Annotated in this window: 33 protein-coding genes, 2 tRNA genes, 1 pseudogene and 1 other annotated feature; of the genes and pseudogenes, 23 read left to right on the plus strand and 13 right to left on the minus strand. The window is 44.3% G+C overall.

The annotated features are described in order from the left end of the window. Positions 1-145 precede the first annotated feature (145 nt). From F6K49_RS22715 to rplL, 8 genes are all read left to right on the plus strand, one after another. A tRNA-Trp gene (locus tag F6K49_RS22715) sits at positions 146-218 on the plus strand. Between the two features lie 519 nt (positions 219-737). Beyond that, a complete protein-coding gene (locus tag F6K49_RS22720) occupies positions 738-860 on the plus strand; it encodes a hypothetical protein (RefSeq protein ID WP_293036963.1) in 123 nt (40 codons plus the stop codon). A 41-nt stretch (positions 861-901) separates the two neighbouring features. Beyond that, the gene (secE, locus tag F6K49_RS22725; RefSeq protein WP_008188891.1) at positions 902-1,129 is read left to right on the plus strand and encodes a preprotein translocase subunit SecE; all 228 of its coding nucleotides are present in this window, start codon (positions 902-904) and stop codon (positions 1,127-1,129) included. Continuing rightward, a complete protein-coding gene (gene nusG / locus F6K49_RS22730; RefSeq protein WP_293018741.1) occupies positions 1,129-1,746 on the plus strand; it encodes a transcription termination/antitermination protein NusG in 618 nt (205 codons plus the stop codon). Before secE ends, nusG begins: the two co-directional genes overlap by 1 nt. A gap of 10 nt (positions 1,747-1,756) precedes the next feature. Continuing rightward, positions 1,757-2,182, plus strand: coding sequence for a 50S ribosomal protein L11 (gene rplK, locus F6K49_RS22735; protein WP_293018661.1), 426 nt, complete (start codon positions 1,757-1,759; stop codon positions 2,180-2,182). A gap of 164 nt (positions 2,183-2,346) precedes the next feature. Next, positions 2,347-3,063, plus strand: coding sequence for a 50S ribosomal protein L1 (gene rplA / locus F6K49_RS22740; protein WP_293039763.1), 717 nt, complete (start codon positions 2,347-2,349; stop codon positions 3,061-3,063). 46 nt (positions 3,064-3,109) lie between these two features. Next, positions 3,110-3,278, plus strand: a sequence feature (ribosomal protein L10 leader region). A 158-nt stretch (positions 3,279-3,436) separates the two neighbouring features. Continuing rightward, positions 3,437-4,003 carry a 50S ribosomal protein L10 gene (gene rplJ / locus F6K49_RS22745; protein ID WP_293039765.1) on the plus strand — a complete coding sequence of 189 codons (567 nt, stop codon included), beginning with the start codon at positions 3,437-3,439 and terminating at the stop codon, positions 4,001-4,003. A gap of 89 nt (positions 4,004-4,092) precedes the next feature. Then, positions 4,093-4,497, plus strand: coding sequence for a 50S ribosomal protein L7/L12 (gene rplL, locus F6K49_RS22750; protein ID WP_293100336.1), 405 nt, complete (start codon positions 4,093-4,095; stop codon positions 4,495-4,497). A gap of 91 nt (positions 4,498-4,588) precedes the next feature. Here rplL and F6K49_RS22755 read toward each other — a convergent pair whose 3' ends face one another. Next, positions 4,589-4,741, minus strand: a complete 153-nt coding sequence (locus F6K49_RS22755) for a hypothetical protein (RefSeq protein ID WP_293100339.1) — start codon at positions 4,739-4,741, stop codon at positions 4,589-4,591. Positions 4,742-4,807: 66 nt separating this feature from the next. Further along, entirely contained in the window at positions 4,808-4,981 is a 174-nt protein-coding gene (locus F6K49_RS22760; RefSeq protein ID WP_293018654.1) for a hypothetical protein, read from the minus strand. Between the two features lie 836 nt (positions 4,982-5,817). On the opposite strand from F6K49_RS22760, the gene F6K49_RS22765 reads away from it, so the two are divergent. The 3 genes from F6K49_RS22765 (at position 5,818) to F6K49_RS22775 (ending at position 7,830) form a co-directional block, all read left to right on the plus strand. Then, entirely contained in the window at positions 5,818-6,567 is a 750-nt protein-coding gene (locus tag F6K49_RS22765; protein WP_293070814.1) for a hypothetical protein, read from the plus strand. After that, positions 6,560-7,540: a pentapeptide repeat-containing protein gene (locus F6K49_RS22770; protein ID WP_293100342.1), complete on the plus strand. Its 981-nt coding sequence runs from the start codon at positions 6,560-6,562 to the stop codon at positions 7,538-7,540. Before F6K49_RS22765 ends, F6K49_RS22770 begins: the two co-directional genes overlap by 8 nt. Before the next feature lie 107 nt (positions 7,541-7,647). Then, complete coding sequence (locus tag F6K49_RS22775; protein WP_293070810.1) at positions 7,648-7,830, plus strand: hypothetical protein; 183 nt, start codon at positions 7,648-7,650, stop codon at positions 7,828-7,830. Here the strand turns inward: F6K49_RS22775 and F6K49_RS22780 are convergent. The 3 genes from F6K49_RS22780 to F6K49_RS22790 form a co-directional block, all read right to left on the minus strand. Next, positions 7,823-8,293 (minus strand): shikimate kinase, encoded by a 471-nt coding sequence (locus F6K49_RS22780; protein WP_293100346.1) that lies wholly within the window; start codon positions 8,291-8,293, stop codon positions 7,823-7,825. The two genes, F6K49_RS22775 and F6K49_RS22780, sit on opposite strands and share 8 nt — an antisense overlap. A 125-nt stretch (positions 8,294-8,418) precedes the next feature. Then, the gene (locus F6K49_RS22785) at positions 8,419-10,497 is read right to left on the minus strand and encodes a serine/threonine protein kinase (RefSeq protein ID WP_293100349.1); all 2,079 of its coding nucleotides are present in this window, start codon (positions 10,495-10,497) and stop codon (positions 8,419-8,421) included. Positions 10,498-10,659: 162 nt separating this feature from the next. Further along, on the minus strand, positions 10,660-11,904 hold the full coding sequence (locus tag F6K49_RS22790; protein WP_293100352.1) for a transposase: 1,245 nt from the start codon (positions 11,902-11,904) through the stop codon (positions 10,660-10,662). Between the two features lie 420 nt (positions 11,905-12,324). Here F6K49_RS22790 and F6K49_RS22795 point away from each other — a divergent pair, with 420 nt between their 5' ends. Beyond that, entirely contained in the window at positions 12,325-12,648 is a 324-nt protein-coding gene (locus tag F6K49_RS22795; RefSeq protein WP_293029561.1) for a (2Fe-2S) ferredoxin domain-containing protein, read from the plus strand. A 125-nt stretch (positions 12,649-12,773) separates the two neighbouring features. Here F6K49_RS22795 and F6K49_RS22800 read toward each other — a convergent pair whose 3' ends face one another. Further along, positions 12,774-13,448 carry a response regulator transcription factor gene (locus tag F6K49_RS22800; RefSeq protein WP_293029555.1) on the minus strand — a complete coding sequence of 225 codons (675 nt, stop codon included), beginning with the start codon at positions 13,446-13,448 and terminating at the stop codon, positions 12,774-12,776. Positions 13,449-13,704: 256 nt separating this feature from the next. Between F6K49_RS22800 and F6K49_RS22805 the strand changes: the two genes are divergently transcribed. The 6 genes and pseudogenes from F6K49_RS22805 to F6K49_RS22830 all read left to right on the plus strand — a co-directional run bounded on the left by F6K49_RS22805 (position 13,705) and on the right by F6K49_RS22830 (position 17,857). Then, positions 13,705-14,214 carry a M48 family metalloprotease gene (locus F6K49_RS22805; RefSeq protein ID WP_364303831.1) on the plus strand — a complete coding sequence of 170 codons (510 nt, stop codon included), beginning with the start codon at positions 13,705-13,707 and terminating at the stop codon, positions 14,212-14,214. 74 nt (positions 14,215-14,288) lie between these two features. Then, positions 14,289-14,984: pseudogene (locus F6K49_RS22810) on the plus strand (class I SAM-dependent methyltransferase); the annotation flags it as partial. A 157-nt stretch (positions 14,985-15,141) separates the two neighbouring features. Continuing rightward, positions 15,142-16,566, plus strand: a complete 1,425-nt coding sequence (locus F6K49_RS22815) for a transposase (RefSeq protein WP_293031068.1) — start codon at positions 15,142-15,144, stop codon at positions 16,564-16,566. Between the two features lie 12 nt (positions 16,567-16,578). After that, a complete protein-coding gene (locus tag F6K49_RS22820; RefSeq protein WP_293100355.1) occupies positions 16,579-16,812 on the plus strand; it encodes a hypothetical protein in 234 nt (77 codons plus the stop codon). Between the two features lie 173 nt (positions 16,813-16,985). Then, positions 16,986-17,711, plus strand: a complete 726-nt coding sequence (locus F6K49_RS22825; RefSeq protein ID WP_293100358.1) for an HAD family phosphatase — start codon at positions 16,986-16,988, stop codon at positions 17,709-17,711. 73 nt (positions 17,712-17,784) lie between these two features. After that, positions 17,785-17,857 (plus strand) — tRNA-Ala (locus tag F6K49_RS22830). Here F6K49_RS22830 and F6K49_RS22835 read toward each other — a convergent pair. The 5 genes from F6K49_RS22835 to F6K49_RS22855 form a co-directional block, all read right to left on the minus strand. After that, the gene (locus F6K49_RS22835) at positions 17,848-18,009 is read right to left on the minus strand and encodes a hypothetical protein (RefSeq protein WP_293030205.1); all 162 of its coding nucleotides are present in this window, start codon (positions 18,007-18,009) and stop codon (positions 17,848-17,850) included. The genes F6K49_RS22830 and F6K49_RS22835 overlap by 10 nt on opposite strands. Before the next feature lie 130 nt (positions 18,010-18,139). After that, complete coding sequence (locus F6K49_RS22840; protein ID WP_293082634.1) at positions 18,140-19,084, minus strand: DUF4351 domain-containing protein; 945 nt, start codon at positions 19,082-19,084, stop codon at positions 18,140-18,142. Then, complete coding sequence (locus F6K49_RS22845) at positions 19,062-19,214, minus strand: hypothetical protein (protein WP_158069700.1); 153 nt, start codon at positions 19,212-19,214, stop codon at positions 19,062-19,064. Before F6K49_RS22845 ends, F6K49_RS22840 begins: the two co-directional genes overlap by 23 nt. 55 nt (positions 19,215-19,269) lie before the next feature. Next, positions 19,270-19,896, minus strand: a complete 627-nt coding sequence (locus F6K49_RS22850) for a restriction endonuclease subunit R (RefSeq protein WP_293100362.1) — start codon at positions 19,894-19,896, stop codon at positions 19,270-19,272. A 204-nt stretch (positions 19,897-20,100) separates the two neighbouring features. Continuing rightward, the gene (locus F6K49_RS22855; protein WP_293100365.1) at positions 20,101-21,120 is read right to left on the minus strand and encodes an AraC family transcriptional regulator; all 1,020 of its coding nucleotides are present in this window, start codon (positions 21,118-21,120) and stop codon (positions 20,101-20,103) included. A gap of 21 nt (positions 21,121-21,141) precedes the next feature. Here F6K49_RS22855 and F6K49_RS22860 point away from each other — a divergent pair, with 21 nt between their 5' ends. Continuing rightward, positions 21,142-21,339 (plus strand): hypothetical protein, encoded by a 198-nt coding sequence (locus F6K49_RS22860; RefSeq protein WP_293039777.1) that lies wholly within the window; start codon positions 21,142-21,144, stop codon positions 21,337-21,339. Here F6K49_RS22860 and F6K49_RS22865 read toward each other — a convergent pair. Continuing rightward, positions 21,336-21,461, minus strand: coding sequence for a hypothetical protein (locus tag F6K49_RS22865; protein ID WP_293071879.1), 126 nt, complete (start codon positions 21,459-21,461; stop codon positions 21,336-21,338). The two genes, F6K49_RS22860 and F6K49_RS22865, sit on opposite strands and share 4 nt — an antisense overlap. Positions 21,462-21,644: 183 nt before the next feature. On the opposite strand from F6K49_RS22865, the gene F6K49_RS22870 reads away from it, so the two are divergent. Next, positions 21,645-22,229 carry a cupin domain-containing protein gene (locus tag F6K49_RS22870; protein ID WP_293071878.1) on the plus strand — a complete coding sequence of 195 codons (585 nt, stop codon included), beginning with the start codon at positions 21,645-21,647 and terminating at the stop codon, positions 22,227-22,229. Between the two features lie 119 nt (positions 22,230-22,348). Further along, the gene (locus F6K49_RS22875) at positions 22,349-23,230 is read left to right on the plus strand and encodes a MarC family protein (RefSeq protein ID WP_293071877.1); all 882 of its coding nucleotides are present in this window, start codon (positions 22,349-22,351) and stop codon (positions 23,228-23,230) included. A 67-nt stretch (positions 23,231-23,297) separates the two neighbouring features. On the opposite strand, the gene F6K49_RS22880 is transcribed toward F6K49_RS22875, so the two are convergent. Beyond that, positions 23,298-24,305 (minus strand): pentapeptide repeat-containing protein, encoded by a 1,008-nt coding sequence (locus F6K49_RS22880; RefSeq protein WP_293082637.1) that lies wholly within the window; start codon positions 24,303-24,305, stop codon positions 23,298-23,300. A 655-nt stretch (positions 24,306-24,960) separates the two neighbouring features. Here F6K49_RS22880 and F6K49_RS22885 point away from each other — a divergent pair. Beyond that, a complete protein-coding gene (locus F6K49_RS22885) occupies positions 24,961-25,134 on the plus strand; it encodes a hypothetical protein (protein WP_293071875.1) in 174 nt (57 codons plus the stop codon). 354 nt (positions 25,135-25,488) lie between these two features. Further along, positions 25,489-26,695, plus strand: a 1,207-nt coding sequence (locus F6K49_RS22890; protein ID WP_293100373.1) for an ammonium transporter, incomplete at its 3' end; no start/stop codon positions are given.

Raw genomic sequence — 26,695 nt, forward strand, 5'->3', positions numbered from 1 at the left:
TGCGCCTTGAGCGGAACAAAACCTATCTTGGCCTTGGGAGATACCCCCTGGCTGCGAGAGCAGCTTGCATTAGTGGGCTAAAATCTGCAAAGTAGATTTTGGTAGCTAAAAAGTATCGGTTAACCTCTACTTCTCTAGTCCATCTGCGTCCTTAGTTCAGTTGGTAGAACGCAGGTCTCCAAAACCTGATGTCGGGGGTTCGAGTCCTCCAGGGCGCGCTCAAAATTGGTAGAATACAAAAGTGTTGGATGCCAGGGTTTACCTGAGCAAATCCAGTGGGAGTCCGTAAGTTGAGGGGGCTGAGTAGGATAGTTTGACTCAACTATCAGGACTAGTGGATTGTAGTGGCGGGGGCCCTACCAGCTAGACTATCCCCGATGCAAGGAACAGGAAATTGACATAGGTGCGCTCTTACTTGGCGAATTACATTGGCCACAGGTAGCACCTCCAGTAAAGCCGACTTGTGTCATCTAATCCCTGGCTGGATTGACCAAAAATTTTGGGTTTCAAGCCCCGTCCTAGAAGGACGGCTATTTAGGCGGTTCTGTACTAAGTGTGGTAGTATTAATAGATAAACATACACCCATGAATTAAGGATAGATATTATCTAGAAAATAAATAGACAACGTAAAAAATATGTAAAAGATACATATTGCGTAATTTGGTCTAACGACTTTAACGTCTATGAAAAATTTAGATAGAAAAAAGTATCTATCTCTAAAAAAAGTAAAGGTACGGTGGGGCACACCGGAACCTATATCTTAGATCCAAACGCTTTGGGAGACTTGGCCTCTACTCTTCCTGACTCCGGTCTGGTTAAGCAAGTCGAGTCGTTGAGCGAAGAATCCCCGTTCTTCTAGGACGGGGAGTGTCAATGCGTTGATGGGGGAAAGGAGAAGTTGTGGCAAAGAAAACAAAAGCTGAACCAGAGACTAAAGAAACTGAATCTGGGTTTAACCTAGGTAAGTTCTTCAACGAAACTAAAGAAGAACTCGCTAAAGTCGTTTGGCCTTCTCGGCAACAGTTAATTAGCGAATCAGCAGCGGTATTGTTGATGGTCATTCTGTCTGCCACCATAATTTACTTGGTAGATGGTTTATTTTCCTGGGCATCAGGACAAGTATTTTGATGAGTTTTGCTGCAGACGAATCCCAAGATGTCGATCAACAGGTATCAAAACCTGCAAGTCCACGTTGGTACGCAGTCCAGGTTGCTTCTGGCTGTGAAAAACGGGTTAAGACGAACTTGGAACAGCGCATCCAAACGATGGATGTAGCGGACCGGATTTTGAAAGTCCAGATTCCCCAAACACCTACGGTAAAAATCCGTAAGGATGGTTCTCGGCAACACGGCGAAGAAAAAGTTTTCCCCGGCTATGTGTTAGTCCAGATGGTGATGGATGATGAAGCTTGGCAAGTTGTCAAAAACACACCAAATGTGATTAATTTTGTTGGGGCAGAACAACAACGCCGCTACGGGCGTGGTAGGGGACATGTTAAACCCGTACCCCTCAGCTATGGTGAAGTAGAGCGGATCTTCAAGCAAACCGAAGAGCAAGAGCCGATTGTCAAAGTAGATATGGCAGTAGGGGACAAAATCATGGTGCTATCTGGTCCGTTTAAAGAATTTGAAGGGGAAGTGATTGAAGTTAGCCCCGAAAGGAGCAAACTCAAAGCGTTACTCTCGATCTTTGGGCGGGATACACCAGTAGAATTGGAGTTCAATCAGATTGAAAAAACAAGCTAGACCTTAGATAATGGCTAAAAAAGTTGTTGCATTGATTAAGTTAGCGCTCCCAGCTGGGAAAGCTAACCCAGCTCCCCCCGTCGGACCAGCACTCGGTCAGCACGGGGTAAATATTATGGCATTCTGTAAAGAGTACAATGCCAAAACTGCTGATCAAGCTGGTATGGTGATACCAGTAGAAATTTCAGTGTTTGAGGATCGAAGCTTTACCTTTATCCTCAAAACTCCACCAGCATCTGTACTGATTAAGAAAGCTGCTGGCATTGAGAAAGGTTCAGCACAACCCAACCGCACTAGAGTTGGAAGCCTTACTCGCACCCAGCTGCAAGAAATCGCCCAAACTAAAATGCCTGACCTCAATGCTAATGATATAGAAGCGGCAATGAAAATTGTGGAAGGCACAGCTAGAAACATGGGTGTAGCCATAACCGATTAGAAGGATGAAAGATAATCAAGGATGAAAGATGAATTAAGGCTGTAACCTGACAACTTTCAACTTTCAACTTTCAACTTTCAACTTTCAACTTTCAACTCCAATGTATTAACGTAAACCATAGAGGGGGAGGAGTTTTACTTCGCTAAGTACCCCAGGAGATACAGATGCCCAAGAAACCATCGCGTCGATTACAAGAACTAAAAAAGAAGGTTGAAGAGCGACCTTACGAACCCATAGAAGCTCTCAAACTCCTCAAAGAAACAGCCACGGCCAAATTTCCGGAATCGGCTGAAGCCCATATTCGCTTAGGAATTGACCCAAAGTATACTGACCAGCAACTGCGCACTACAGTGGCTTTACCGAAGGGAACAGGTCAGACGATACGAGTAGCAGTGATTGCTCGGGGTGAAAAAGTCTCGGAAGCTAGTAATGCAGGGGCAGACATTGCCGGTTCTGAGGAGTTAATTGCAGAAATTCAAAACGGGATGATGGATTTTGACCGGCTCATTGCTACGCCGGACATGATGCCCAAAGTAGCGAGATTGGGTCGCCTCCTCGGACCACGGGGCTTGATGCCTTCTCCTAAAGGTGGTACAGTTACTAATGACATAGCTCAGGCAATTCAAGAATTCAAAGCTGGTAAACTAGAATTTAGGGCTGACCGTACTGGCATTGTTCATGTTATGTTTGGTAAGGCATCCTTTAGCCCCGAAGACTTACTGGTGAATCTGAAGGCTTTGCAGGAAACTATCGACCGCAATCGTCCATCTGGCGCGAAAGGTCGCTATTGGCGCACTTTATATGTGTCTGCTAGCATGGGTCCATCGATTGAAGTGGATATCGCTATCCTGCGCGAACTCAAGCTTGAGGATGCTGCTTAAAACGTAGATTAGAAATCATCCTAAAATTCGGCTAGACAAACTAGACAATTGAAGAAGGCTTGCGCTGAAGACAGCAGGAGTAACTAGCTTAATATCCTGCCGAGGTTAAAGTACTATGTATCATCTGCCCAGGCACTGATCCTACAGTGAGTGCTATAGGGGTAATGATACAACCATTAACCCCGGCTAAGTCTCCGGGGTTTTAGTTTGGTTATTTGTTATCAGTCAGATCTATGTGCTACGCACACGCTACGCGACCGACCGTTCAATACTTATCATTCTTGGTTGAGAGTCAATTGAAAATAAATAATATTTATTTTTATTTATTTTTATTTATTTTCAATTAACAATTAACCAATTAACACTTAACAAAATGGGTAGAACACTTGACGAAAAAAAGACAATTGTGGCGGAGCTCAAGCAAACCTTGAGTGAGTCTCAATTGGCTGTAGTGATTGATTACCAGGGGCTGTCGGTTGCTGAAATTACCGATTTACGGAATCGTCTGCGTCCCACTGGCACGATTTGCAAGGTGACCAAAAACACCTTCATGCGGCTTGCGGTGCAAGAAGACGAAAACTGGCAGCCGATGACAGAATTCCTGAGTGGTACTTCAGCCTTTCTCCTGGTCAAAGACGATGTTGGTAGTGCCATCAGAGCCTACCAGGAGTTTAAGAAAGCCGCCAAGAAGACTGAATTTCGCGGCGGCGTGATGCAAGGTCAAGCCTTGAATGAAGAGCAAGTTAAGGCAATTGCCGACTTGCCTTCTAAGGAGGAACTGATCGCGCAAGTTGCTGGAGCGATTAATTCTATTGCTAGCAAACTTGCTGTCGGGATTAATGAGGTACCAGCCTCCTTGGGTCGTAGTATTAACGAGGTGCCAGCTTCTTTGGGTCGATGCATCCAAGGGATTGCTGCCAAGGAAGAAGGCAACAGCTAGTACTCGGTTTTCCCCCTTTCGGAGATTTGTACAACACTCAAGTACAACACTCAATACATTAAACAATTCACCTAAAAGGAGTTATATCAATGTCTGCTACAACTGATGAAATTCTCGAAAAATTAAAATCACTGACTCTGCTAGAAGCTTCTGAGCTGGTTAAGCAGATCGAAGAGGCTTTTGGTGTCAGCGCTGCTGCTCCTGCTGGCGGTATGATGATGATGCCTGGTGCTATGCCTGGTGCTCCTGGAGCTGCTGAGGCTGAGCCAGAGGAAGAGAAAACTGAATTTGATGTGGTTCTAGAAGAGTTCCCCTCTGATAAGAAGATTGCTGTACTTAAGGTGGTGCGTACCATCACTGGTTTGGGTCTCAAAGAAGCCAAAGAGTTGGTGGAATCTGCTCCTAAACCGATTAAAGAGGCCATTGCTAAAGATGCCGCTGAGGATATTAAGAAGCAACTGGAAGAGACTGGTGCTAAAGTTAGCATCAAGTAATATCTACTATCATGTCTGGTTGACGATAAGCTATCAGCCCTGAGCTTTTAGCTCACGCTGCGCGAACAGCCCTCAGCCCTGAGCTTTTAGCTCACGCTGCGCGAACAGCCCTCAGCCATTCCCGTAGCGTGGCCATCCGCGTAGCGTGGCCCAAAGCTGATAGCTGATAGCTGATAGCTGATAGCACCTCAAGTAGCGTGCGCGTAGCGCTTAAGCTGATAGCTGATAACTGAAAGCACCTCAAGTAGCGTGCGCGTAGCGCTTAAGCTGAAAGCTGAAAGCTGACGACTAGGGACTATTTAGTAAGTGATTAACCAGACTTGAGATAAGTTGGGAGCCGACGCAATCGGCTCCTTTTTTTGGCCTTGCTTAATAATGGAATGATTTGAATAGTTTTGTAGAACGGGCATCTTGCCCATTTCATTTGTGGTTGATACCAAGTTGCGGTCAAACGTACAACTTTCTCTTCCGCCCATCTCCCCATCTCCCCATCTCCCCATCTCCCTATCCAACCAATCTACTCTCTTTGAATGCAACTCGGTATGAGGGGGTGACAAGCCAGCTCAACTGCTGGTGATGCGATCGCATACCATCCCCTTCGGAGGAATCCCGCCTTGGGCTTGAGAAGACGCTGATTTCAATAACTCCATCCAGTCACTGAATCCAGTCTGTGAATCCAGTCACCGAATACAGTAATTAACTTCACCGGTTGATGTGATTGATATCACACCTTTATCTAACTAAATCGATAATAATGATTATTAGTGAAAGTTATAAGATTAGTCAGCCAAGTCTTAGAATTTATCATCTCAGGGCAAAGCATCTTATTATACCCTCATAATTATCAGATCAGGGTAGCGCGTCTCTGACTAATTAAATATCTTAGTCAAGAAATATAATATCAATCTCTGATTAACTAATTATCATATCCGAAATCAGGGAATTTGGAATTGGTGATTTGGAATTGGTGATTTTAAATTGGTAATTGGTAGTTTAGGATTACCCATTACCGATTACGCTTACCCAAAAATCTAGAGACTATTTTGTAAGTGATTAACTGGACTTGAACTAATAGATCAGTTCAGATCATTTCAGTAAAGCTGTATCGGTGTCTTCAGCTAAACGTGAGATGCTCATTATGCCGTGTATTTCACGTTTAACTAGATTTTACGTGCATTTCTGCTCAAACAATTCGAGCAGAGGTCGCTGTCATCAGTAACCTAGAAGCAATTCTTTGCAAACGTGAATATGAACTCGTTTGCCTATAAGCCTTAGGGTTGCCTCGCGAGTAAACTGTGAACCTCTGTATCCTAATTTAGCATGTCCAAAATAAAATCGACACCGCTTATCCCACAAGAGGAAAATAAGCAAAATAAATTTCCAGATTGTCTGACGATGGAGCTTAAAGTTGAGCCAGTCTCGACAGGGATTTTTTCATCTCGCCAGATAGAGCAATTGAAGCTATACCTGACTATACAATTTAATGAACAGTGGGTGCAGACGCCATTGGGTCGAGTTAGGTTCGGACTCAAAGGTGGAGAACTCAGGCTAAGGCTGAAAAATGGCAAGATCCCTTTGGAAGCCCGTAACTTCAGTGGCTCATTTGACCCTGATGTTGAGAAAGAGAGGAAGCAGCAAGAGAGTAAGGAAAATCACAGTAAAGTGGAGGCTTGTTGGGATAAAAATCAACCTGGAGTTAAAGCTAACCATGGTCAAAAAAATACAGGAGGCACAACCGATGAGTTTCAGTTCATTGACCCTCAGATCACAACGAAGGGGTCAGAGGAAACTCCGGCTTGGGTTTTTGAGGTAAAAACGGGTCAACCCGTGTTTAAAGGATTACTCAAGGAAGTCGAGCTGGGAACAATAGATGTAATGGCAAAGCCGTGCTACATAGAAGCTACCTTTGAAGTTTTTAAGCCAGATGTTCATCTGACTGGAGCTGAAGGGTTGTGGTCTTCCGAAATTAGTCGGGAAAAAGATGTAGTCTTAGATAGAAAGATTGCCTTACTGCTTCTAAAGCACCAATTAAAACCTTATTTAAGTAAAGTGGTACTCAAGTATGACTAACGAACAATTAAAACCGGTAAATAACGAACAATTTAACCAAGAGTTGGAAGAATTAATCAAAAGTGTTGAAAGCGCTAACACTACTAATTTTTCTAAACTGTCGGAGATAGCTGACCTAAATCTTTCTGAGGACTTGGCTAGAGTTGACTTAAGCGGGGTTAACTTAGAAAACGTGAATCTAAGGAATGCCGATTTAAGGGGAACGATTTTTAGGAATGCCAATCTGAGCGGTGCTGATCTTAGAAATGCTAATCTAACCGGTGCTGACTTTAGTAATGCTATTTTAGACAACGCTAAATTTGGTAATAATTTAGGGCTTACTGAGGATATTATATCTGCTCTCAAGGCTCAAGGGGCAATTTTTTTTGATGATTATAAGGAATTCTTGCTTCCTATAGAAAAATTACATAATGTAGAAGCTCTCTGGAAGCAGGGTATCAAAAAAACACTTTTGATGATAGAGGAATTGAGTGATAGGGATGTGGAATGGATGATTGCTACAGGAAGCAAGAAAGAAATTATTGCCGATACTACGCTTATAGAAGAAGGGAAAGAGATTGATGCACTGTATATAGTGTTGGATGGACAGTTTACAGTTTCAGTTGAGGGCAGAGATATTGCTGAATTATCGGGAGGTGAAGTAGTGGGAGAAATGTCTTTTCTAACACGAAGTTTACCTGCCGCTACTGTTACGGCTGTAAATGACTCAGTAGTTTGGTCAATTTGTCGGCAGCAATTGCAGGAAAAGCTACAGCAAAATACAGATTTTGCTTCCCGTTTTTATAAAGCTATTTCTCTTATTTTAACTGATAGATTACTCGGCCAATCTTATCAAAATCAAGCTTCCAAAATTCAGTCATTACCTAACTACTATGGCAGCAATAAAAATATTAATGATCCGGCTTATTGGAATCGTTATGCTGCACAACAAAAGTTAGATTCTCTAATCAAAGGATGTAGTGCAAGTGCTTGAGTTAAACCAAACTATTTACCACTAATAGCATTTCTAAATTCGGTGAGGTACTTTTGTCCTAGGTTAAGCACGAGTAGGGAGTAGGAAGTAGGAAGTAGGGAGTAGCGATGGAGCGCTGCCCATTAATTCTGGATTATTATGATGACTTCAGCAATTCTGTCTACTGTCTACTCCCTCTAATTTTAATAATTAGAGGGAGTGATAAAATCCTAAAAAGGGTGTTGGACAATCCTAGCATTAGAGAATGGGATTCGGCAAAGCCGAGGCTACGCGAACGCATGATTAATTGATTTCTCTTTTATTGCCGCTAAACCTTTTGAATAATCTATCATGGCACCTAAAGGAATATTCATCATCACGTGAATAGTACTCTTTAATCCAGGTTTGTAGAAATTCAAAATTCGCTTCTTGTTCTTTGGGAGTCTTATACTTATGAGGCTCCCATGGTCTGAGTCGATTGTTTTCTAGGCATTTTTCAACTCCAGGATTCAAAAATATCATCTCTGATGAATATTTGGCGGCTGTTTCAATTAAACTTCCGTAGCATCCTTCAATTATCCATTCAGGATTTTTTTGAATAAAGTCGATTAATAATCTCTCGCTTTCCGCATCTTCCCGTCTTACTCCTGGTAGATCGGGTATCCAAGTAATAGTATCTAGATCTAATATGGGTAAGCTTAACTCAACCTGTAATTTTAAGGCTAAGGTAGTTTTTCCCGCTCCAGAGTTACCGAATATCAGTATCTGTCTCATGTTTTAAGGAAATAGACAAAAAGTAAGCATATACGCTACGCGCACGCTACGGAACCCTTAGCTATCAGCTATCAGCCGGGGAGCCTTTAGCATTAGAGTCTTGATCAGGGAATTAGGATTACTTGTTACTTTAAATCCGCTTCCCAAACACCAATATAAATGCGATCGCTACCGTCTCGTTGAATCACACCCTCCAAGCTGTTATTGTTACCACTGGAAAATTTATAGGTCTTAGACTTGCGCTGATATACATCTTTCAGTCCCTGTTTAATGTCAGTGGAAATGTTGTTACTGAGCAGCTTGTTTAAGGTCTCTGACATGATTTCTAGGTCAACGGATTGGGAAAAGGTAACTTCCGTTTGGCGCAGACGCCCAGAACTTCGATCAAACAGGTATCCTAGGTCTACATGATTGGGCACAACGTTTTTATAAAGGAAAGCGCGAGTATTCTTCCAATAGCCCTTTTTTTTGCTTGTGGGTGTGCCTAAAGCATATTCCACTGCTCCTCGCTGAGTTCCTGGGGGAAATTTGGGAATAGCGTTGAGCTGAGCAAGATTTGGGTTATTGGTGTTGTTTTCTACGATGGGTGAAGGTTCGGTGATAGGTTTCCGTGTCGTTACTGGAACTGGTTTTACAGTAGTTTCTGGTTGTGATGGGGATGATGGTGTGACCGGATCAGTTACGGTAGTCTCTGGTTGTGATGGGGATGATGGTGTGACCGGATCAGTTACGGTCGAGTCTGGTTGTGATGGGGATGATGGTGTGACCGGATCAGTTACGGTAGTCTCTGGTTGTGATGGGGATGATGGTGTGACCGGATCAGTTACGGTAGTCTCTGGTTGTGATGGGGATGATGGTGTGACCGGATCAGTTACGGTAGTCTCTGGTTGTGATGGGGATGATCGATCCTTGGTCTGGGACTGTGATGGGTATGATGGTGTTTCTGGTTTAGTTACTGGTTGTGATGGGTTATTGGTCTGGGACTGTGATGGGTATGATGGTGTTTCTGGTAATGGGTCTTTTGATGATACTTTTTTATCTTGCGGTTCTTGAGAACTTGGGTTGTCTGGGTATGATGTTGATTTAGATTGATCATAGGATGGGACGGTCCTATAGGGATTCAAGAATTTGTTGAATCCTGAACCAAATGCCACCACAATCAGTAATATACCGCCTCCGATTAAACCTCCCTTTAAAACTGCCTTGTAACTATCGTTTTGTTTTACAGTGACTGGATAAGGGCCTTTAATAGTGGACACTGAACCGTTGTTGGCTGGTGGCTCACCGGGAGAAATGGGGACTGTTGCTACGGTACCTTTGTTGGCTGTTGATGGGGCACCGGGAGACATGGGGACTGTGGCTTCCGTAGGTGATGCCGGGTCAGATTGGAGAGCATCAAGCATTTGTCTGGCACTAATAAAGCGATCGCGTGGATGGAATCGAATCGCTTTGTCGAGCACTATTCCTAGGTTTGAATAAAGCTTTGGGGCATCTTGACGCCATAAAATTTCACCAGTACTCTCATCTGTGTGGAATAGCTGTGGTATTTTACCCGTTAGCAATAAAATTGCTGTCAGCCCCAAACTGTACAGATCACTGCTATAGGTTGGGTGTCCTGCTGACTGTTCCGAAGACATATAGCCAGGAGTGCCAATTATAATTGATGCTGGGTGAGGGGTGCCAGAGTTGGTGACTACGGTACTCATTGCTTCTTTGACTGCACCAAAATCAATCAGAACTGGTACTCCATCTCGTTGGCGGATAATGATGTTATCTGGCTTAATGTCCCGATGAATGATACGGCGAGAGTGGACATACTCTAGAACTTTTAACAAACTAATTAGGAGTTCCCTAACTTCAATCTCAGTAAATTTTTTTCCCTGTCTGACCAGTGTTGTAAAGGTATTTCCTCGAATCCACTCTTGAACCAGGTAAAACTTTTCGGCTTCAGAGAAATAGGCATAAAGTCTCGGAATCTGGTCATGTGCTTCCCCTAAGGCTTCTAAAACAGCTGCTTCTCGTTGGAATCGCTCTTGGACGAGCTTGTAAGCTTTAGAATTATGAGCTAATGCCTTAAGTTGCTTAATCACACACCGCCGTCTTGAGGGCATATGGATATCTTCGGCGAGAAAGGTGTCACCGAACCCACCCGAACCTAGAGTCTCAAGGACACGGTAGCGATTGTTTAAGAGTTTTGGATTCATGACGGATTCAGGGACAATTGGGTTCGAAGTGTGGTCTTCATTCTAATGTTAAGCTGCTCTCCGATTCAATTGGATGGTTGAGCAATGAGTTATTGGTAATTATTCATTGGTCATTGGTGCATAACAGGAGACTGTGCTTCGTGACATACTCCCGACGTTGCCCTAACGGGACAACGCGGGCTTCTTACCAACACCGGCCATTGCCTGGGTTACTCGGTAAGCTTTACTTCTGACGGGATGCCCCACCGCCAATTTCAAGATATTTTTAGCCGCATTAACATCCCTATCTGCGATATAACCACAATGGTGACAGGAATGGGTGCGGTCTTTTAGTTTTTTGGGTACTTTCTTCCCGCAGTTTGAACAGTTCTGGCTAGTATTCTTGGGATTAACTGCAACCGTTAACAGCCCAGCATTCTCGGCTTTGACTGAGAGGATTGACAGGAATTGACCCCATCCAGCGTCCAAAACTGATTTAGCCATTTTAGTCCTGGCTAGACCTTTAATGTTGAGCTTTTCATGGGCTACTAGATCGTGGTCATCTAGCAGACCGCACGCCGTCTTAAAATGAAAGTCTTTTCGGGTATCAGCTACCTTTTTATGAGCCTTCCCTAGTTTGGTTACAGCCTTTTTTCGGTTATTGCTACCAATTCTCGTTCGGCTAACGGCTTTCTGAATTTTCTTGAGCCGTTTTTGAGCTTTTCGGTAATATTGAGGAATTTCTACCTCAGTACCATCAGACTTAATCAAAAACGACTTAAGACCCATATCAATCCCCACAGGATTAGATACCTGTTCGCGTAGCGTCGGCTTTGCCGAATCAACAGGGATTAGTTCAGGTACAGTATCGTCTTGGATCGATAAGGTGATATAGTAACCATCCGCTTTACGGGTAATTGTAGCTGTCTTAATCTTGAAGCCGTCAGGGATTGGCCTGTGGTAAACCATCTTGACCCACCCAAATTTAGGTAGTTTTAAACGGTGGCCATCAATAGGGTTTTTCCCAAGAGAAGGGAAAGTTAAGGAACGGTACCGGGCTTTTCCTTTAAACCGAGGTCTTCCACTTATTCTACCGTTACAATCCCCCTTGAGATACCGTTTAAAGGCTAAATCTACTCGTTTAACGCAGTCCTGTAGAACGTGAGCATGAATTTCTCCGTACCACGGTCTATTTTGCTTGAGCTGGGGAAGAGTTCGTTTTTGAGAGTAGTAATCAGGATTATCCCTGAGTTCTGGGAGATGACAAACCAAAGAACATGCATTGATGGAACAGCGATTTTGTTCGTACCAGGCAAATCTGTCAGCCAATAAGTAGTTATATTGGCAGCGCAACATTTCTAACCATTTCTCTAATTGAATTACTTGAGTCTTGGTTAATCTTAATCGGTACTGGTAAGCAGCTCTCATTCTGTTTTTACTCTGGTTTATCGACCTGTTACTATCTTAGTATATAGCTAGTCAAATGGCAATTCATATTGAAAACAATAAAGATGACAATTCGGTTAACCGAATATGATAAAAAGAAGCTATAACAAGAAGCAGAACGGAGGGGAATAAATGAATCGGAAGTACTTAGAAACTTAATAGCTCGCTTCCCTGAGCCAAGACATTCCTAATTGGTGATTCCGTTCCACTCCATCACCGGGCTATCCTTCCCGACGCCCACAATATCCGCGTAGGGCGCGGGGCTGCCGCCCATAGCTCAAAACCGACTCAGGACTGAAAACAGGTATTTGGCATTTTAGGGGTTAATGGTATTAAACTATGCCTAAAAGTCAATGGCTATGATGAAGGGAGTAATAATTCTTAATATTAACTGAACTTAAGGTGGAAACAGATTTTACTCAACACAGTGCCAAAACCGAAAAGCCTTGTGTTTTAGTCTGCCAACATAAGTCTTGTTTAGCAGCCGGTTCAGCTGAGGTGCTGGCTGCCTTCGAGGAAGCTGATCTTTCTGACTTTAGCGTGATTGGTACAACTTGCCAGGGACAGTGTAGTTCTGGTCCAACGGTGCGGATTGTTCCAGAGGAGACTTGGTATTGCCGAGTCAAACCACAAGATGTGCCGGTAATTGTGGAAGAACATCTCCAAGGGGGTAAGTTAGTAAGGGCAAAACTCCATCCCCGCATCCATATGAGTTTTGGCTATTAGGTATAGCAGTTTTCCATGCTTTTAGGGAGTCGGGAGTCGGGAGTCGGGAGTCGGGAATCGGGAGTTGGGAGTCGAGAGTCGGAAGTCAGGATGGACTGATGCAATCAGGAATGATGCACTCAGGACTAATCTCGCAAGACGTAGCCAACACCGCGCACGGTTTGGACTAGACGGTTTTCGTTGTTGGCTTCTAGCTTCAGGCGCAAGTAGCGAATGTAAACTTCTATGATATTAGAGTCACCCATAAAGTCATAACCCCAAACTCTTTCGAGGATTTGCTCTCGGGTGAGGACTTGTCGGGGATGGGCAAGAAGATATTCGAGTAGATCAAATTCTTTGACAGTCAGTTCAATTAATCGCTGACCTCGATAGACTTCACGGGTGCTATGGTTTAAACTTAAGTCGGCAAATTGGAGGATGTTGGGGTCTTCGGTTTGATTGCGTCGCAGATGAGCTCGGACTCTGGCTAATAATTCCTCTACGCTGAAGGGTTTGACTACGTAGTCATCAGCACCAGCATCTAAACCACTAACGCGATCGCTTACTTCATCTTTAGCGGTTAATAAGATAATCGGCACTTGATTACCAGTACTGCGCAGGCGTCGGCAAATTTCTGGTCCAGATATGCCCGGTAGCATCCAGTCGAGTATTACTAAATCTGGATTAGATTCCCGCGCTGCTCCCAAACCAGCTAACCCATCCGAGGCAACACTAACCTCATAACCTTCGTACTTCAGTTCCAGTTCAATGAACTGGGCTAGTTTGGTTTCATCTTCGACAACTAAAATATGGTGGGTCATAGCTTGATGGTGTCTAGGCCAAACAACTGTAAGTTCTTAGGACTAATACAGAAATAATAACGGCTCTAATAATTCATCATATCTTCCACAACAATAGTCTTATAAGTCTTATAGTATTTTGCTATGGATGAATTTGGGAGATAATCGGTGCGTAGAGCTACTTTACCAGTGTCTCTGAAAATCCAGTAACTAGGGAAAAGCAGCGCATCCAACTTTCCCCCCGTCAGGAAGTGGTGATGGGGTTACAAGCACGGAAATGGCGGCTCAACACGGTGGTCTTTACCCAGATAAAGCCCTTCAAGGATATATTTCTCAGGTGGGAGAGCGGATGGTCAAAAAGTCGGCAGCTTCTGGTTCACTACATCTGGCCAAGCAGAAACTTGGGGTAGCATTGGTTAATGCTGTTGGTATTGCTGCCAGTGATGATGCCCAGAGTGGTAGGCAAGCAGCACTACTTGCCCAAGCGATTAATCAAATGGTTAGCCTTAAGTATGGACGTGAGGATGAATTAGAAAGCGATCGCCTTGGTTTTCGGTTTATGACGCAAGCGGGCTATAACCCTAGGGGAATCGTTGAACTGATGCAAGTCCTTAACTCGATTCGACAGGGTGGGCAACCACCGGAGTATGTCACTACTCACCCTAACCCTAGTAATCGGATTGAACAACTCCAGAGTCTGATTACTAAAGCTTACCCTAATGGTACTCCTGCTAATCTCCAAGAGGGTCGGGAGCGCTTTGCTCGGAATGTTAAAGGGTCACGGTAAGGAGTGTGGTGCTAGATTAATCAGCCTCAAGGTATACTGCGTTAGGAGTTGGTTTGATATCTCCAGGTATAACTATGGCCGTTAATCAAGATACACTTTGGGACCGTTTCTTATCCCCGATCATCGGTAGCTTGATTGATTTTGAAAAGCTGCAGCAGTTTGACGAAACTATGAATTGGGAAGCTGAGTGCGTTCGCGTAGCGGCTCGTATCGAGCATCGCTTCCATAACCCTGATTTAATCTATCCTGACTATTACAGCACTCAGAATTTCCATGGTATTGAAGGGGGCTACTTGAATGGAAGTGCAGCCACAACCTATGACCCAATTACCCAATATGCATTGCCCCCTAATGAAGCCTGGGTGCGTCAGGGGTTGATTGATACTATAGTAGGGAAGCCACGACGAATTCTGGATTTGGGCTGTGGCACCGGTTCCACAACCTTGATGTTAAAGCAGAGGTTTCCTGATGCCGAGGTCATTGGTCTTGACTTGTCACCTTATATGCTGGTCATGGCTGAGTATAAAGCTAACAAGGCTAATCTCGATATTCAGTGGCTTCATGGTATGGCTGAACAGACGGGTTTAGATGATCAGTCTTTTGATCTAGTTACAGCATCACTGTTGTTTTACGAAACTCCACCTAAGGTAACTCAGTCGATTTTGCATGAATCCTTCCGACTGCTGCAAGGGGGAGGACAAGTTTTGATTCTAGACGGGAATCAGACTACGATCCGGGAGGCGAATTGGCTAACGGAAGTTTTTGAACAAAATGTCTCGCGCAGTCCCCACCTATAATCTTCGATTTAGGTGGGGTTAGCGAGACCAACAAAAAACACTACCTTTTCTTATTCTTTTGGCAATTCTAGATTAATCATATTTGTGTTAATATAATTTAATAGCCTCTAGAGTGGGGTGTGACTAGACCATGGGTAAAAAAAGCCAAAGAAAAACTAAAAAATCTCAACCTCAACCTCTGATTCGTACAGATGTGTGGCGTTTAGTTACTACTCCCGAACAGAAAGAGATGATGTTGATGACGGTAACCTGCTACCGTAAATATCTTTTACCTTTAGTTTTGATTGTGAATGCACAATGGTCTAATTTAGCCCCTCTAAGTAGCTTAGAATTAGTTTTGGCTGTGGAAAAAATGATTCATGTTACCACAGCTAACCCAAATCCCAAACATAGTTATTATCAGAAAATTGTCAACAAATATCCAGATCACCGTAAGTTTCCCAGCTATTTAAGAAGAGCAGCCATAGCTGAAGCAATTGGCATTGTTTCTAGTTTTCAAACCCGTTATCGTTCTTGGCAGTCGGGAAATCGTAAAAAACGTACAGCTAAAGCACCAAGACTAACAGCAATGTGTAAAACTTACCCGGCTTTGTATAAAGGTCAACAAATTTTATACGGTAAGGATTATCAAACTGTTGCTCTCAAGGTGTGGTCGGGAAAAGATTGGATTTGGTTAACTAATATAGGAGTAAAAAATCACGGAAATAATCGGCATTTAGTTGAGGGCAACAAATTAAAGTCACCTTCTTTAGTGGTGAATAAAACTAAATGTCAGCTCTCAATGCCAGTTCAAATAAAACCAGTAAAAAGAGAAGAAACCGATTATGTTTGTAGTGTTGACTTAGGGATAAATAATGCAGCAACGGCTGCTATCGTCGGGCGGGATGGTACTGTAAAGGCGAGGACTTTTATTAATCCAGCCAGAGACATAGACTATCGCAACAAACGACGAATGATGATAGCCAAAAAAGCTAAACAAACCAGTAATTTAACTGGTCAAACATTACCGAAAGGGTTTTGTGGTGGACTTAACCGCAAGTCAGCTAATCAAAATCTAGAGATTTCTCGAAAAGTAGCCAGACAAATTGTTCAATTCGCCAAGGTGCATGGCGTCAAGGTAATGGTCTTAGAAAATCTCTGGGGATGGAAAGCAAAAGCTGGGAAAAAAAGGTCATTAATGAAACAAAAATTTCACTTATGGTGTCACCGAAAAATTGTCGAAATAATCACAGATAAATGGACAGAATTAGGTGGAAAAGTTCAGACAGTTAATCCTAAATATACCAGTGCGGTAGCCTTTGATGGAAGTGGAAAAGTTAGACGAAGCCAAACAAATTATTCCCTAGCAAAATTCAAGAGTGGAAAACAATATCACGCGGATTTAAACGCTAGTTATAACATCGGTGCTAGATATTGGTATTGCTTAATAGTAGGGGATAAAAACTTTTCTAGGGTGTACGACAGCAAAAGTTCTGACGGCACATTGAGAACGCCAATTGTCCTGGGGACGTTAAGAAATTTAGCTGTTCAAGAGCGAATGAATCCCCATCCATAATCTTTGATTTGGATGGGGTGCGTTCAAGAACCCTATATCAAGGCTTACGCTAATGGTAGTGTTGACGCTTGGATGGGTGCAGCTAGTTTTGAAGCAGTGCGCACTACGCAATGGTGGTGGCTGCATCAAATAACTCAGGGTCTAAAACCTTTGCCAGTAGGTAAATCAGCTGTTTGGGAATCTCAATCTCAGGGGAGTTTTCCAAATGATGTTGCGTCACAAGGGGTGCCGGTTCCAGCGGTATAGGGCAATTTTACAGTAAGCACTTGGACACAATTAACGTTGACTGTTAAGATTAGTAAAGTTGACTGTTAAAATCAGGGAATAGGCAACCGGTAACGGGGAGCAAAAGAGGGTTGAGTAACGTTATGTTTTTTAAGTTACTCAACAATAGTAACAGAATTTATGTCTAGGTACTTATGAGTTTGAAAGCAGTTCTGTTTGATTTTAACGGAGTAATAATCAATGATGAGCCGATTCACGAGAAACTAATTGAGGAAATTATTCTTGGGGAAAATTTGCGTCCGGATTCCGAAGAGTTTCGACAGGTTTGTACAGGCAGAGGCGATCGCTCTTGTCTGCGAGAGTTACTTAAGCGTCGCGGTCGGGTGGTTACGGAGGATTACTTAAACCAGCTAATCAGCCGCAAAGCTGCTGCCTATCAACGTCAGCTAGAAAGTATAGAAACCTTGCCCATTTATCCTGGTGTGGAGGATTTAATGGTTCAGATCCAGGGTGCTCAGATCCCCATGGCTCTGGTAACTGGAGCACTGCGGAATGAGGTAGAAGTGGTGCTCAATCGCGCTGGTTTAGCTCACTATTTTAGTTTGATTGTTGCTGGTGATGATATTACTACTAGTAAACCGGAACCGGATGGCTATCTGCTAGCGGTAGAGCGGCTCAATCAAGTTTATGGTAACCTGAACTTAAAACCTGGGGAATGTCTAGTAATAGAAGATTCTTTGGCTGGAATTGAGGCGGCGAAGCGAGCTGGCATGCCAGTGGTAGGAGTGGCTAGTACTTATCCCCTTCATATGCTACAGCGTCACGCTAACTGGACTGTGGATTATTTGAATCAGCTGGAATTAGAACGAGTGCAGCAGGTCTATTCTGGGGTATCACCTCAGCCAGTAGGAGAAATATAGAGGATAAAACGGCAAGGGGGCACAGGGCGATGGGTTCCGGTGCTAGAATAAACACAATCAACAAAGGTACTAGGGGGAATTGGCTCAGTTGGTAGAGCGCTGCGATCGCACCGCAGAGGTCAGGGGTTCGAATCCCCTATTCTCCATAGATAGCAGTTTTCAATTGGGTGAGGGACTTACGCCCTTGGGGTTTTCGGGAGTAGGGAGTAGGGAGTAGGGAGTAGGGAGTAGGGAGTAGGGGTAAGACAGCTGTGTGCCATGGCTTGGGGGAGCACCTTGAAAGCCCTTTGGAAACCATGGCAGTAGCGAATCTGATCTCATCTGAGGATAATTACCCTTAATAAAAATCTCCCCATCTCCCCAGACTCCCCACCCTCCCTACACTCCCCACACTCCCGTTAATTATGGGTATTCAACCAGACTTGATATTACCTATCCCTGAACTGGTTCAACCAATTGCTCAAATCCACTTCGGTTTCAAAATCTAACAACGCTTCCCCTAAATCCTCCAACTGGGAAAAGGATAACTGCTCAATTTGATGCTGTAATTGGGGATTGAGCTGACCTAGGCGACGGTTAAGTAGACGGATAATTAAATTAAGCTCATTGTGCTTTCCTTGTTCTAATCCTTGTTCTAATCCTTGTTCTAATCCTTGTTCTAATCCTTGTTTTAATCCTTGTTTTAATCCTTGTTCTAATCCTTGTTTTAATCCTTGTTCTAATCCTTGTTCTAATCCTTGACGAATAATGCGTTGATAAACCACCGACTCTTGCATCATATCCTCCCGAAAATAAGCTTGAATTAACTGCTCATCAAATTTCACCCCAGCCAACAGTTGGACGCAAGCAGATAGGTTACGCTGCTGTTGTGTATCTTCAATCATATCGATTCTGGCTGCTACCTGGGAGAGTAATGTTTCTGGGACTTCAGCTTGTGCTAACACTGCCAAGGGTAGTAACCCCGGGGTTGTCAGTAACGGTTGTGGATCACATTCCCAAATCCGAATCACTCGGTAGTGGAAGGATAGGTTCGGCTCGGTAAATTGATTCACAAATACTCCCGCTAATCGGCTTGGTTTCAGAAAAATTATTACCTGCTCAATCTTACAGCGATACTGGCGATACAACCTCACCCAATAATCGAGCATCCGCAGGGGTAAGGGAGGTTCAGACTGGGGTAGGGTTTGAAATTCCAAATGCAAAATAGCATCAGCAACCCGCACAAAAAACAAGGCATCTGCCCGAATTGGTTCTGTACTTAATTCGGTGTTGAGAATTTCTATATCTTCTGGTGGTTCCTGGTTCCACAACCAACGGGTAAAGGCTTGGGGATATTGTTCCACCAAATATTTAAGGGTACTGTCGTAACTCATAACACATATAGTAAAGGGAGTAGGGAGTAGGGAGTAGGGAGTAGGGAGTAGGGAGCGGTGCGACCCCGCGCTTTTTCAAAGCTAAGCGTGAACGCGCACTCCCTGGGAATATGGCATCAAAAATTATCACAATTCCTACACGGATTGCTATTAAGTATTTTAATCTGCTGGTTACCCCTTCAGAACTAGATGTCTATGTGACTCAGTTTTTTAAGAATCCGAAGCACCTGATACAAATCATTTCCGGGATTGCGCAGTGAAAATTCAGCAGATGTGGCATATCTGGGCTTTTCACCGTTAACTAGTTTGATGAAAATGAAGGTACCACCAGTGGTAATCATGCCATAGCTTGGTTGATCTGGGTGGGGATTAGCTAACATGTAGGCCAGAAGTTGGGGTAGTCCAGCTTCTATTGAGAAGCTAGCCTGTTTGGATTCGATAATCGTCATCCAAAATTCGTTATGTAAGACTAGGGTATCAATGCTTCCTTTGACAATAATGCCGTGGTCATCAACAGAAATCTCTACGGTTTTTTCGGCTTTGATGTGAAAGGGTTCTAGATAAAATTTTCCGATAAATAGCAGGGGGGATAGGATGGCGAGATTAACGGTTTTTTCTAGTAAGGGTGGGTAATAGAGTAAATTAAAATAACCAGCTTTAACGTCATCTAGTAATTGCTGTTGTAATTCGCTGATTTCTGGTAAGTTTTCTTGCCACTCGAGAAAGAATTGGTTATCGTTAACTAGCTGAAGATTGACTAGGTTTTTTAATGGCTTGAGGGTGATGTCTTTAGCTTGGATTGTTTCTACCATTGTTGTTAAGTTGTTGGTGGTGATCAGGGAATAAAAACGGAAAGTTACACGTTACAGGTTAGTTCAGACTTAAATTGATAGAGCAGGGAGCAGGGAGCAGGGAGCAGGGAGCAGGGATTAGGCAAGAGCCGAGAGTGAAACAATCCTGTGTACCTCATGAGTCCTAGAAACGCTATAACTGTTTAATTGGGTATACTAAAATACTTATCCAACAGTCCGCCGGAACTCGGCAGGGGTGTGCCCGGTCCAACGCTTGAAGGCTCTGCGGAATGCACGATCTTCTGAGTAACCTAGCAAACAGGATATGGCTTCGATACTGAGTCTGGGGTCACTCAGGAACTGTTGTGCGTTTGCTTGACGAGTTTCGTCTAACAGTTGCCGAACGGTGATACCATGGTCTTGGGTCAAGCGTTGCAAAGCACGAAGACTCATGTTCATCTGTCGTGCTAGGGCTTCTGCACCATATTCAGAACGTTCAGCATTGTGAGCGTTCGCGTAGCGGCTCGTATCGAGCATCGCATTCCGGATCCTAGATAGTTCTGGAGAATCACTAGAACCTGCTAACCGTTCTCGCACCAGGTCTAGATGGCTCTGAATATAACGAAACAGATCCGGATCAGGCTGTTTGGTGGGTAGGTCTAGGGCTCCTTGACGAAATACAAGGGCATTGTGGGATTGTTGAAAGCATACTGGGCTACCAAAGAACTCTTCATAAACCTGGATTGGTCCGAAGGGCAGGTGAGTGAAGTCCGCGCGCACAAGGATATCATCTGCTCCTAAAATTTCCCGCATATAGCGCAACCCCAAAGCTAGTCCCACTTCAGCAGCGCAACCCCCATCTTCGGCATCCATGGGATGATGCATGTGTAAAATGCCCTCTGAGGAGGACTCAATCAGGGCGATTTGCAGTTGATCCGATAGCACAGACCGATAGCGCACTAAGTTCTGCAACGCTTCTCTGAGATTTTCAGCATATCTAGCTCCATAGGCTAGTGTTCCAAAGTATGAGAAGGGAGTAGCGCTGGCCATGTGGAGTGCGATCGCTTCCCCTGGGTAAGCCTTGGTCAGTAAGCGCCATACCGTTGGTACTAGGTGTTGAGACAGGTGGGCATCGGGATCGAGCAGATCGGTACGGGTTAGTCCTGTGGCGGCAGTGATCTGTTCCATGTCCACTCCCCGTGCCACTGCATAAGCTACGGTACTCGCCACCACGCTAGCTAGCATTTCGGGTTTGTGCAATCTGTCGTGAAATGTCCGATTTGGTGCGCCCATTGTCCTTATCACACCTCTGCTAAAGATGGCAATTTGGTTATAGAAAGCTCGTCAGCTTATGCGCTACGCGCACGCTACGCGAACAGCTATCAGCTCTCAGCCGTCAGCTTAAAACAAGCTATTCGGCTGACAAGTTCAACGGACTCAAAGCCAAAGACTATTAATTCCTAGCTTGGGCGTTCGCGTAGCGTGGCCGTTCGCGTAGCGTGGCCAAAAGGCCAAAAGGCCAGGGAACTGAGATGCAACGAATGCTTACCTCTTTCATTCAAAAGCTGTTCGCGCAGCGTGCGCATTAGCTGATAGCTGATAGCTGATAGCTGATAGCTGATAGCTAATAGCTGATAGCTTCAAAACCATTATAGTGCCCCATGAGCTGCATTATCGGTTTGCGATTTTTAAGGCATTTGATGACAGGGTTGCACCTTTAAATTTACTCAAGGAATTTTTCAGCAAAGCAAGATTAAAGGAGTAGAACAATGAGTGAATATAATGTAAACGATCGATTTGATGCCCAGGATCTCCTCAAGAAACCTGGTGAAGGAGAAAGGACAGCCACGGACATGATTATCATGGCTCGATCCAGAGACATGGGTGGTGATTTCTCAGTGATGCAGGGTGTGATCAATCCCGGTCACTTGCTGTCACCCCACAGCCATAAGTTTTGCGATCAACTGGTCTACGTGATATCGAGTGAACTTGTCTTCGAGATTGGGGGTGCAGATGGACTAAGGTTGACAGCTCCTGCGGGAAGCTATGTCCAAAAACCACGGGGCATTGTCCATGCTTTCTGGAACTCCACGGATACACCAGCTCATTACATCGAGCTGTCAGGTCAGGAAACCTTTGAGGGATTCGTTGACTCCTTGAAGCAGGGCGATCGCAAAGGTGTGGCAAACGCAGAGCGGGACTGGGGCATGGTTTTTGCTCTCGACGAAATTCCAAGGCTGATCAAGGATAACAACCTCACGGGCCTTGCCATGTCCGAGACTCCCGACCTACCCCATCTACCTAATCTTCCGGAACCAGTGGCAAAACTGTTTAGCAATATGAAGTTGCGCTAGAAAATCTTGTAGGGTGGGCAAAAACTGTTTGGTTCTTTTCAGTTTTGTAGATAAAATAACTTTGCCCACCCTACTTTAATTGGTATTTTTTTTCCTTGTAGGAATGGGGAGATGGAGAGATGGGTAGGTTGTTGAGAATTCTAGGGATAGCGATCGCATCGGCTTATTTTGCCTCGATGTTAGCACTTAACAGTGCCACAGCCACCATCCCTACACCGCCATCTCCCTCACTGGCAAGGGATTTTACTGGGCAAACAGCCATAATCTCAGCCCAAGCTCTGGAATCATCGAGCAATCAAATTGCCATACCCGTCAAGGCTGAGATTGATGCTAAAACTCAGGTTTTATTCGAGCAACTTTTTGAGGGATTTGGGGTATTAAATATCCTGATTATCTTTTTACTTACCGTCGGTCCGCTCAAGCTAATTGTACCTTTTGTGAAGCTGACAGCTAATGCGGATCCAGCCTTGCGTCGCCAGCTTGCTTTACGGGGGTTTGGCATATCTACCTTAGTTATTTTTGCGGTAGCACTACTTTGCCAAAATGTTCTGAAATCCTGGCAAATTGACCTCTCAGCAATGCTAATCGCAACAGGTATTATCCTTTTTTTAGTGGCTCTGCGAACAGTATTAGCCCAGTATAATCCCCCCACAACTAACGATAAATACCCTGTAAATCCTTCTCTGAAGTTAACGATTAATCCCTTAGTTTTTCCCAGTATTTTAACTCCCTATGGCATTGCTGTTGTGGTGACTATGAGCGCCATGTTCGGACGGATGGCAATTGCTCCGGGTTCTATGTTTTTGCTATTATTTGTGGTTATGGTACTCAACTTAGGAGTGATGTTGGTCGCCCATCCCCTTTTGAATCTCATCAAACCCGTGACTCTAAGAGTGCTTGGTTTTGTGTTTGGGGTGATGCAGGTGGCTCTGGGACTGGATATGATTTTGACTGGAGTGAAACTGGAAGCGATTGCACTGAAATTTTTACTGGGCTTGTAAGATTATTTCCACTTAATTACCCTATCTCGCTACATACTTACCAAACTCCCCTCTCTTTCCCTGTTCCCTATCCCAGACCAAGCTGTTGTCGCAACGCATCGGGCACATTCTCGGCTTTGTCCAAACCTCTAGCATTTGTCCACTTTGTATGTTGATTCCAAGAGATGCCTTCAAGGTTGGCACTAGTTAGATCTGCACCAGTCAAGTCCATACCATTAAGGTTTGCATCTGTGAGATCTGCACCACTGAGGTCCGCATGTTTGAGGTTTGTACCATTGAGCTTGGCATATCTGAAATCTGAACCAGTCAGGTTCGCACTAGTGAGGTCTGCACCAGTGAGATCCGCACCCATGAAGTTGGCACCACTGAGATCAGCATTCCTGAGATCAGCATTCCTGAGCTCAGTAATACTCAGGTTGGTTTTACTGAGGTTCGCTCTAATTAGCAATGCTTTACTAAGCTTGGCTGTATTAAGGTTAGCTCTCGCAAGATTGGCTTTAGTTAGATCAGCTCCCGTAAGATTAGCTCCAGTAAGTTCAGTGTCATTGAGAGTAGCTTGATGAAGTATAGCATTCGCCAGGTCAATGTCAGTCAAATCGGCTTTTGGGGCATCCAGCCCCCTCATCGAAACACCATAGTTGTTCAAAACCTCAAGGGCTTTTACTCTGGCATGACTAGTAGCTACTCCTGCTCCTGCGGCATTATCAACGATTTGCCATGCCTCATAGATTATCCTTTGTCTGCGCTCTAGACCTTCAAGCATGTAAAGAGACGCTCCAAATAAAAGAGCGAAACCTTCAAGATTGTCCACTTTACAGACGAACGATAGTTGCTTTTCCAAACATTCCCAGAGTGAGTCTTGAGGTGAGCAAACTTGTTCGGTTTCAGTTGTTTTTGATTCGAAAAACTTTTTAGTTATTCTTTGCTCCAATACACTTAATATCACTAGAAATAAGTAAGCAATAATGAAGGAAAGCACTACACGAAGCCAGATATTGCTTAGACACTTTTCGCTTTTGGGAACCACTACACGAAGCCAGAGATTCCTTAGACCCTTGTTTAATAAGCCAATCACCTGTATCCTTATTTACTAAAAGTCCTTATCTTATTTGCAGTATATAGCAGGTCTTAATGGAGAGAGGTAATTTCGTCCTAGGTTTTAGGGAGTAGGGAGTAGGGAGTAGGTAAATAACGTTGCCAAAGGGCATTGCCACCATCAGCAACTGCCGTGGTTTCCCATGAGCAACAGGTGCGACCCTAGGCCGGGGAACCCGGCCTAGGAGGCGCGCACCTATAAGGGATAGGACTTACGAAGTTTAGTTGGTTTTGCCCCCCTGCCCCCCAATTCTGGGGGGTAATGATGTCAAAGTCCCCCAGAATTGGGGGACCAACGGGGGCACTTGCGTAAGTCCTGAGGGAGTGAGATTGGCTTTAGCAATTCTGCTTCATTTGAATTTGTCAATACATGAATGCGTATTGCTATAATATGCTATAATAAAAATATTATCCCCCCCTGCGCCCCCGCTCCATAATTTGGTGGAAGCGCATTGCAGATGTTACCCCCTTCTAGGTTAGGGGATGGGTACCTTGGGTGGGATTCTGTAGCTGCTACTGTAAACATCAGAATCCCTGGGAATTTGTCCTAGTCAAAAAGGGATAAGTCCTGAAGAGCACCGAGAGCAGGTCAACGTTGAATAAAAAATCAACTATATATAGAATTTATCGTACTTATGAGGGACAGTCAGTGTCTTGATGCAGTCGGCCAAAGGGTGAAACCCTCAGCACAGAGCTGCATCTCTACTCCCTGTTACGAAGTCTCTGCTCCGATTAACCCACCACAAAAGCACCTCAAGCAATTGAGAAATGCTATAAGTGACATACTCCCAAGGCACCTGATGATTTAGAGATGATTTTAAGTGAACTTATTTTGTCCTAAGCTAAGCTGATCTAGCTGAAGCAGTATCTTAGACCCTAGGGTAATACCAAACAGCCACAAAAGATGGTTGTTATGGTCTAATTATATATTTAACTCAGGTCAAACCCATCTAAATTCTAGAAGCCTTACTCAGAACCAATGCAGCGCTTTAATCAGGGGGTTTCCACCAGTCGCTACTGCATCAAGACAAATATTTTATTTAAAAATTAATCAGTAAAAATTAATCAGCAAAACTACCTATCCTATGAATCTCATATCCAGTAGGCATTTCAAAATAAGATGCGTCTACCCTGGTATATCACTAGCTATGATGGTCGTGCTGGTGTGGAGTCATAGCGCAGTGGCTCAAGACACTGCCCCAATAGACGATGAACTGACGGACGTCCTGGATATTATCTGGTTAGTGATAGCAGGCTCTTTGGTATTTTTTATGAATGCGGGATTCTGCTTATTGGAAACCGGTTTTTGTCGCAAGCAAAATGCGATCAACATTTTGGCAAAGAACCTAGTGGTGTTCAGTATCGCCACCGTAGCCTTCTGGCTTTGCGGAGCGGGATTGATGTTTGGTGGTAACAATCCCTGGATCGGGACTGAAGGGTTCTTTTTTAGTGGCCAGGACATTTTTAACCCCGGTGGTTCTGACTCTCTGGCTATGAGGGAAGCCAAGTTTTTCTTTCAATTAGTATTTGCTGGCACCGCAGCAACCATTGTTTCTGGAGCAGTGGCCGAGCGCATGAGATTTTTGAGCTTTCTACTCTTCAGTTTCTTCCTAGTGGGATTGTTGTATCCCATCACCGGACATTGGGCGTGGTCGGAGTCTGGATGGCTGAACCAGATCAGTCTCGGAGGGTCTGGGAACTTGGCATTTTGGGATTTTGCCGGTTCAACGGTAGTCCACACCGTGGGAGGAGCTGCTGGCTTGATGGGAACCATCGCCCTGGGGGCAAGGGCTGATAAATATCGTAAAATTAAGCCAGCAGAGTTATCTCGACTTAACCCACGGGAAAAAACTAAGTTTAATAAGAAAATTGAACCCTTAAACGGGCATAATATCACCCTTGCCACCTTGGGATGCCTGATTCTCTGGCTCGGTTGGTTTGGGTTTAATGCTGGCTCTACCTTAGAGGCCACTTCCCCCGCCATTCCTCACATTGTTTTAACGACTACTTTAGCAGCGGCAGCCGGTGCAATTGGCTCGATTATCTTTTGCTTTGTCAGATACAGTAAACCCAATCTTGCCTTTATCATCAATGGCATTGTGGGGGGATTAGTTAGCATCACTGCACCCTGCGCTTACGTTAATTTATTAGACGCAGTAGTGATTGGGGCTGTCGGCGGAGGAATTTTTGTGCCCCTTGTTACTGAGCTATTAGATTGGTGGGAAATTGATGACCCAGTTGGAGCTATTCCGGTTCACTTTGGTTGTGGATTATGGGGAACCCTGGCGGTGGGATTGTTTAGTATCGGACCAGACAGTGGTTTGGGCTGGGCTTACGCTATTGGAAAGGGTCCTGCTCAAGGCTTCTTGC

This window comes from Moorena sp. SIO3I6 (assembly GCF_010672095.1).

Coding starts and splice junctions, on each gene's coding strand:
- nusG (WP_293018741.1), top strand. CDS start 1,129: ATGAGTTTTGCTGCAGACGAATCCCAAGATGTCGATCAACAGGTATCA.
- rplK (WP_293018661.1), top strand. CDS start 1,757: ATGGCTAAAAAAGTTGTTGCATTGATTAAGTTAGCGCTCCCAGCTGGG.
- rplA (WP_293039763.1), top strand. CDS start 2,347: ATGCCCAAGAAACCATCGCGTCGATTACAAGAACTAAAAAAGAAGGTT.
- rplJ (WP_293039765.1), top strand. CDS start 3,437: ATGGGTAGAACACTTGACGAAAAAAAGACAATTGTGGCGGAGCTCAAG.
- rplL (WP_293100336.1), top strand. CDS start 4,093: ATGTCTGCTACAACTGATGAAATTCTCGAAAAATTAAAATCACTGACT.
- F6K49_RS22760 (WP_293018654.1), bottom strand. CDS start 4,981: ATGGGGAGATGGGCGGAAGAGAAAGTTGTACGTTTGACCGCAACTTGG.
- F6K49_RS22765 (WP_293070814.1), top strand. CDS start 5,818: ATGTCCAAAATAAAATCGACACCGCTTATCCCACAAGAGGAAAATAAG.
- F6K49_RS22770 (WP_293100342.1), top strand. CDS start 6,560: ATGACTAACGAACAATTAAAACCGGTAAATAACGAACAATTTAACCAA.
- F6K49_RS22775 (WP_293070810.1), top strand. CDS start 7,648: ATGGAGCGCTGCCCATTAATTCTGGATTATTATGATGACTTCAGCAAT.
- F6K49_RS22780 (WP_293100346.1), bottom strand. CDS start 8,293: ATGAGACAGATACTGATATTCGGTAACTCTGGAGCGGGAAAAACTACC.
- F6K49_RS22785 (WP_293100349.1), bottom strand. CDS start 10,497: ATGAATCCAAAACTCTTAAACAATCGCTACCGTGTCCTTGAGACTCTA.
- F6K49_RS22790 (WP_293100352.1), bottom strand. CDS start 11,904: ATGAGAGCTGCTTACCAGTACCGATTAAGATTAACCAAGACTCAAGTA.
- F6K49_RS22800 (WP_293029555.1), bottom strand. CDS start 13,448: ATGACCCACCATATTTTAGTTGTCGAAGATGAAACCAAACTAGCCCAG.
- F6K49_RS22805 (WP_364303831.1), top strand. CDS start 13,705: ATGGCGGCTCAACACGGTGGTCTTTACCCAGATAAAGCCCTTCAAGGA.
- F6K49_RS22815 (WP_293031068.1), top strand. CDS start 15,142: ATGGGTAAAAAAAGCCAAAGAAAAACTAAAAAATCTCAACCTCAACCT.
- F6K49_RS22820 (WP_293100355.1), top strand. CDS start 16,579: ATGGGGTGCGTTCAAGAACCCTATATCAAGGCTTACGCTAATGGTAGT.
- F6K49_RS22825 (WP_293100358.1), top strand. CDS start 16,986: ATGAGTTTGAAAGCAGTTCTGTTTGATTTTAACGGAGTAATAATCAAT.
- F6K49_RS22835 (WP_293030205.1), bottom strand. CDS start 18,009: ATGGTTTCCAAAGGGCTTTCAAGGTGCTCCCCCAAGCCATGGCACACA.
- F6K49_RS22840 (WP_293082634.1), bottom strand. CDS start 19,084: ATGAGTTACGACAGTACCCTTAAATATTTGGTGGAACAATATCCCCAA.
- F6K49_RS22850 (WP_293100362.1), bottom strand. CDS start 19,896: ATGGTAGAAACAATCCAAGCTAAAGACATCACCCTCAAGCCATTAAAA.
- F6K49_RS22855 (WP_293100365.1), bottom strand. CDS start 21,120: ATGCTAGCTAGCGTGGTGGCGAGTACCGTAGCTTATGCAGTGGCACGG.
- F6K49_RS22865 (WP_293071879.1), bottom strand. CDS start 21,461: ATGCGCACGCTGCGCGAACAGCTTTTGAATGAAAGAGGTAAGCATTCG.
- F6K49_RS22870 (WP_293071878.1), top strand. CDS start 21,645: ATGAGTGAATATAATGTAAACGATCGATTTGATGCCCAGGATCTCCTC.
- F6K49_RS22875 (WP_293071877.1), top strand. CDS start 22,349: ATGGGTAGGTTGTTGAGAATTCTAGGGATAGCGATCGCATCGGCTTAT.
- F6K49_RS22885 (WP_293071875.1), top strand. CDS start 24,961: ATGAGGGACAGTCAGTGTCTTGATGCAGTCGGCCAAAGGGTGAAACCC.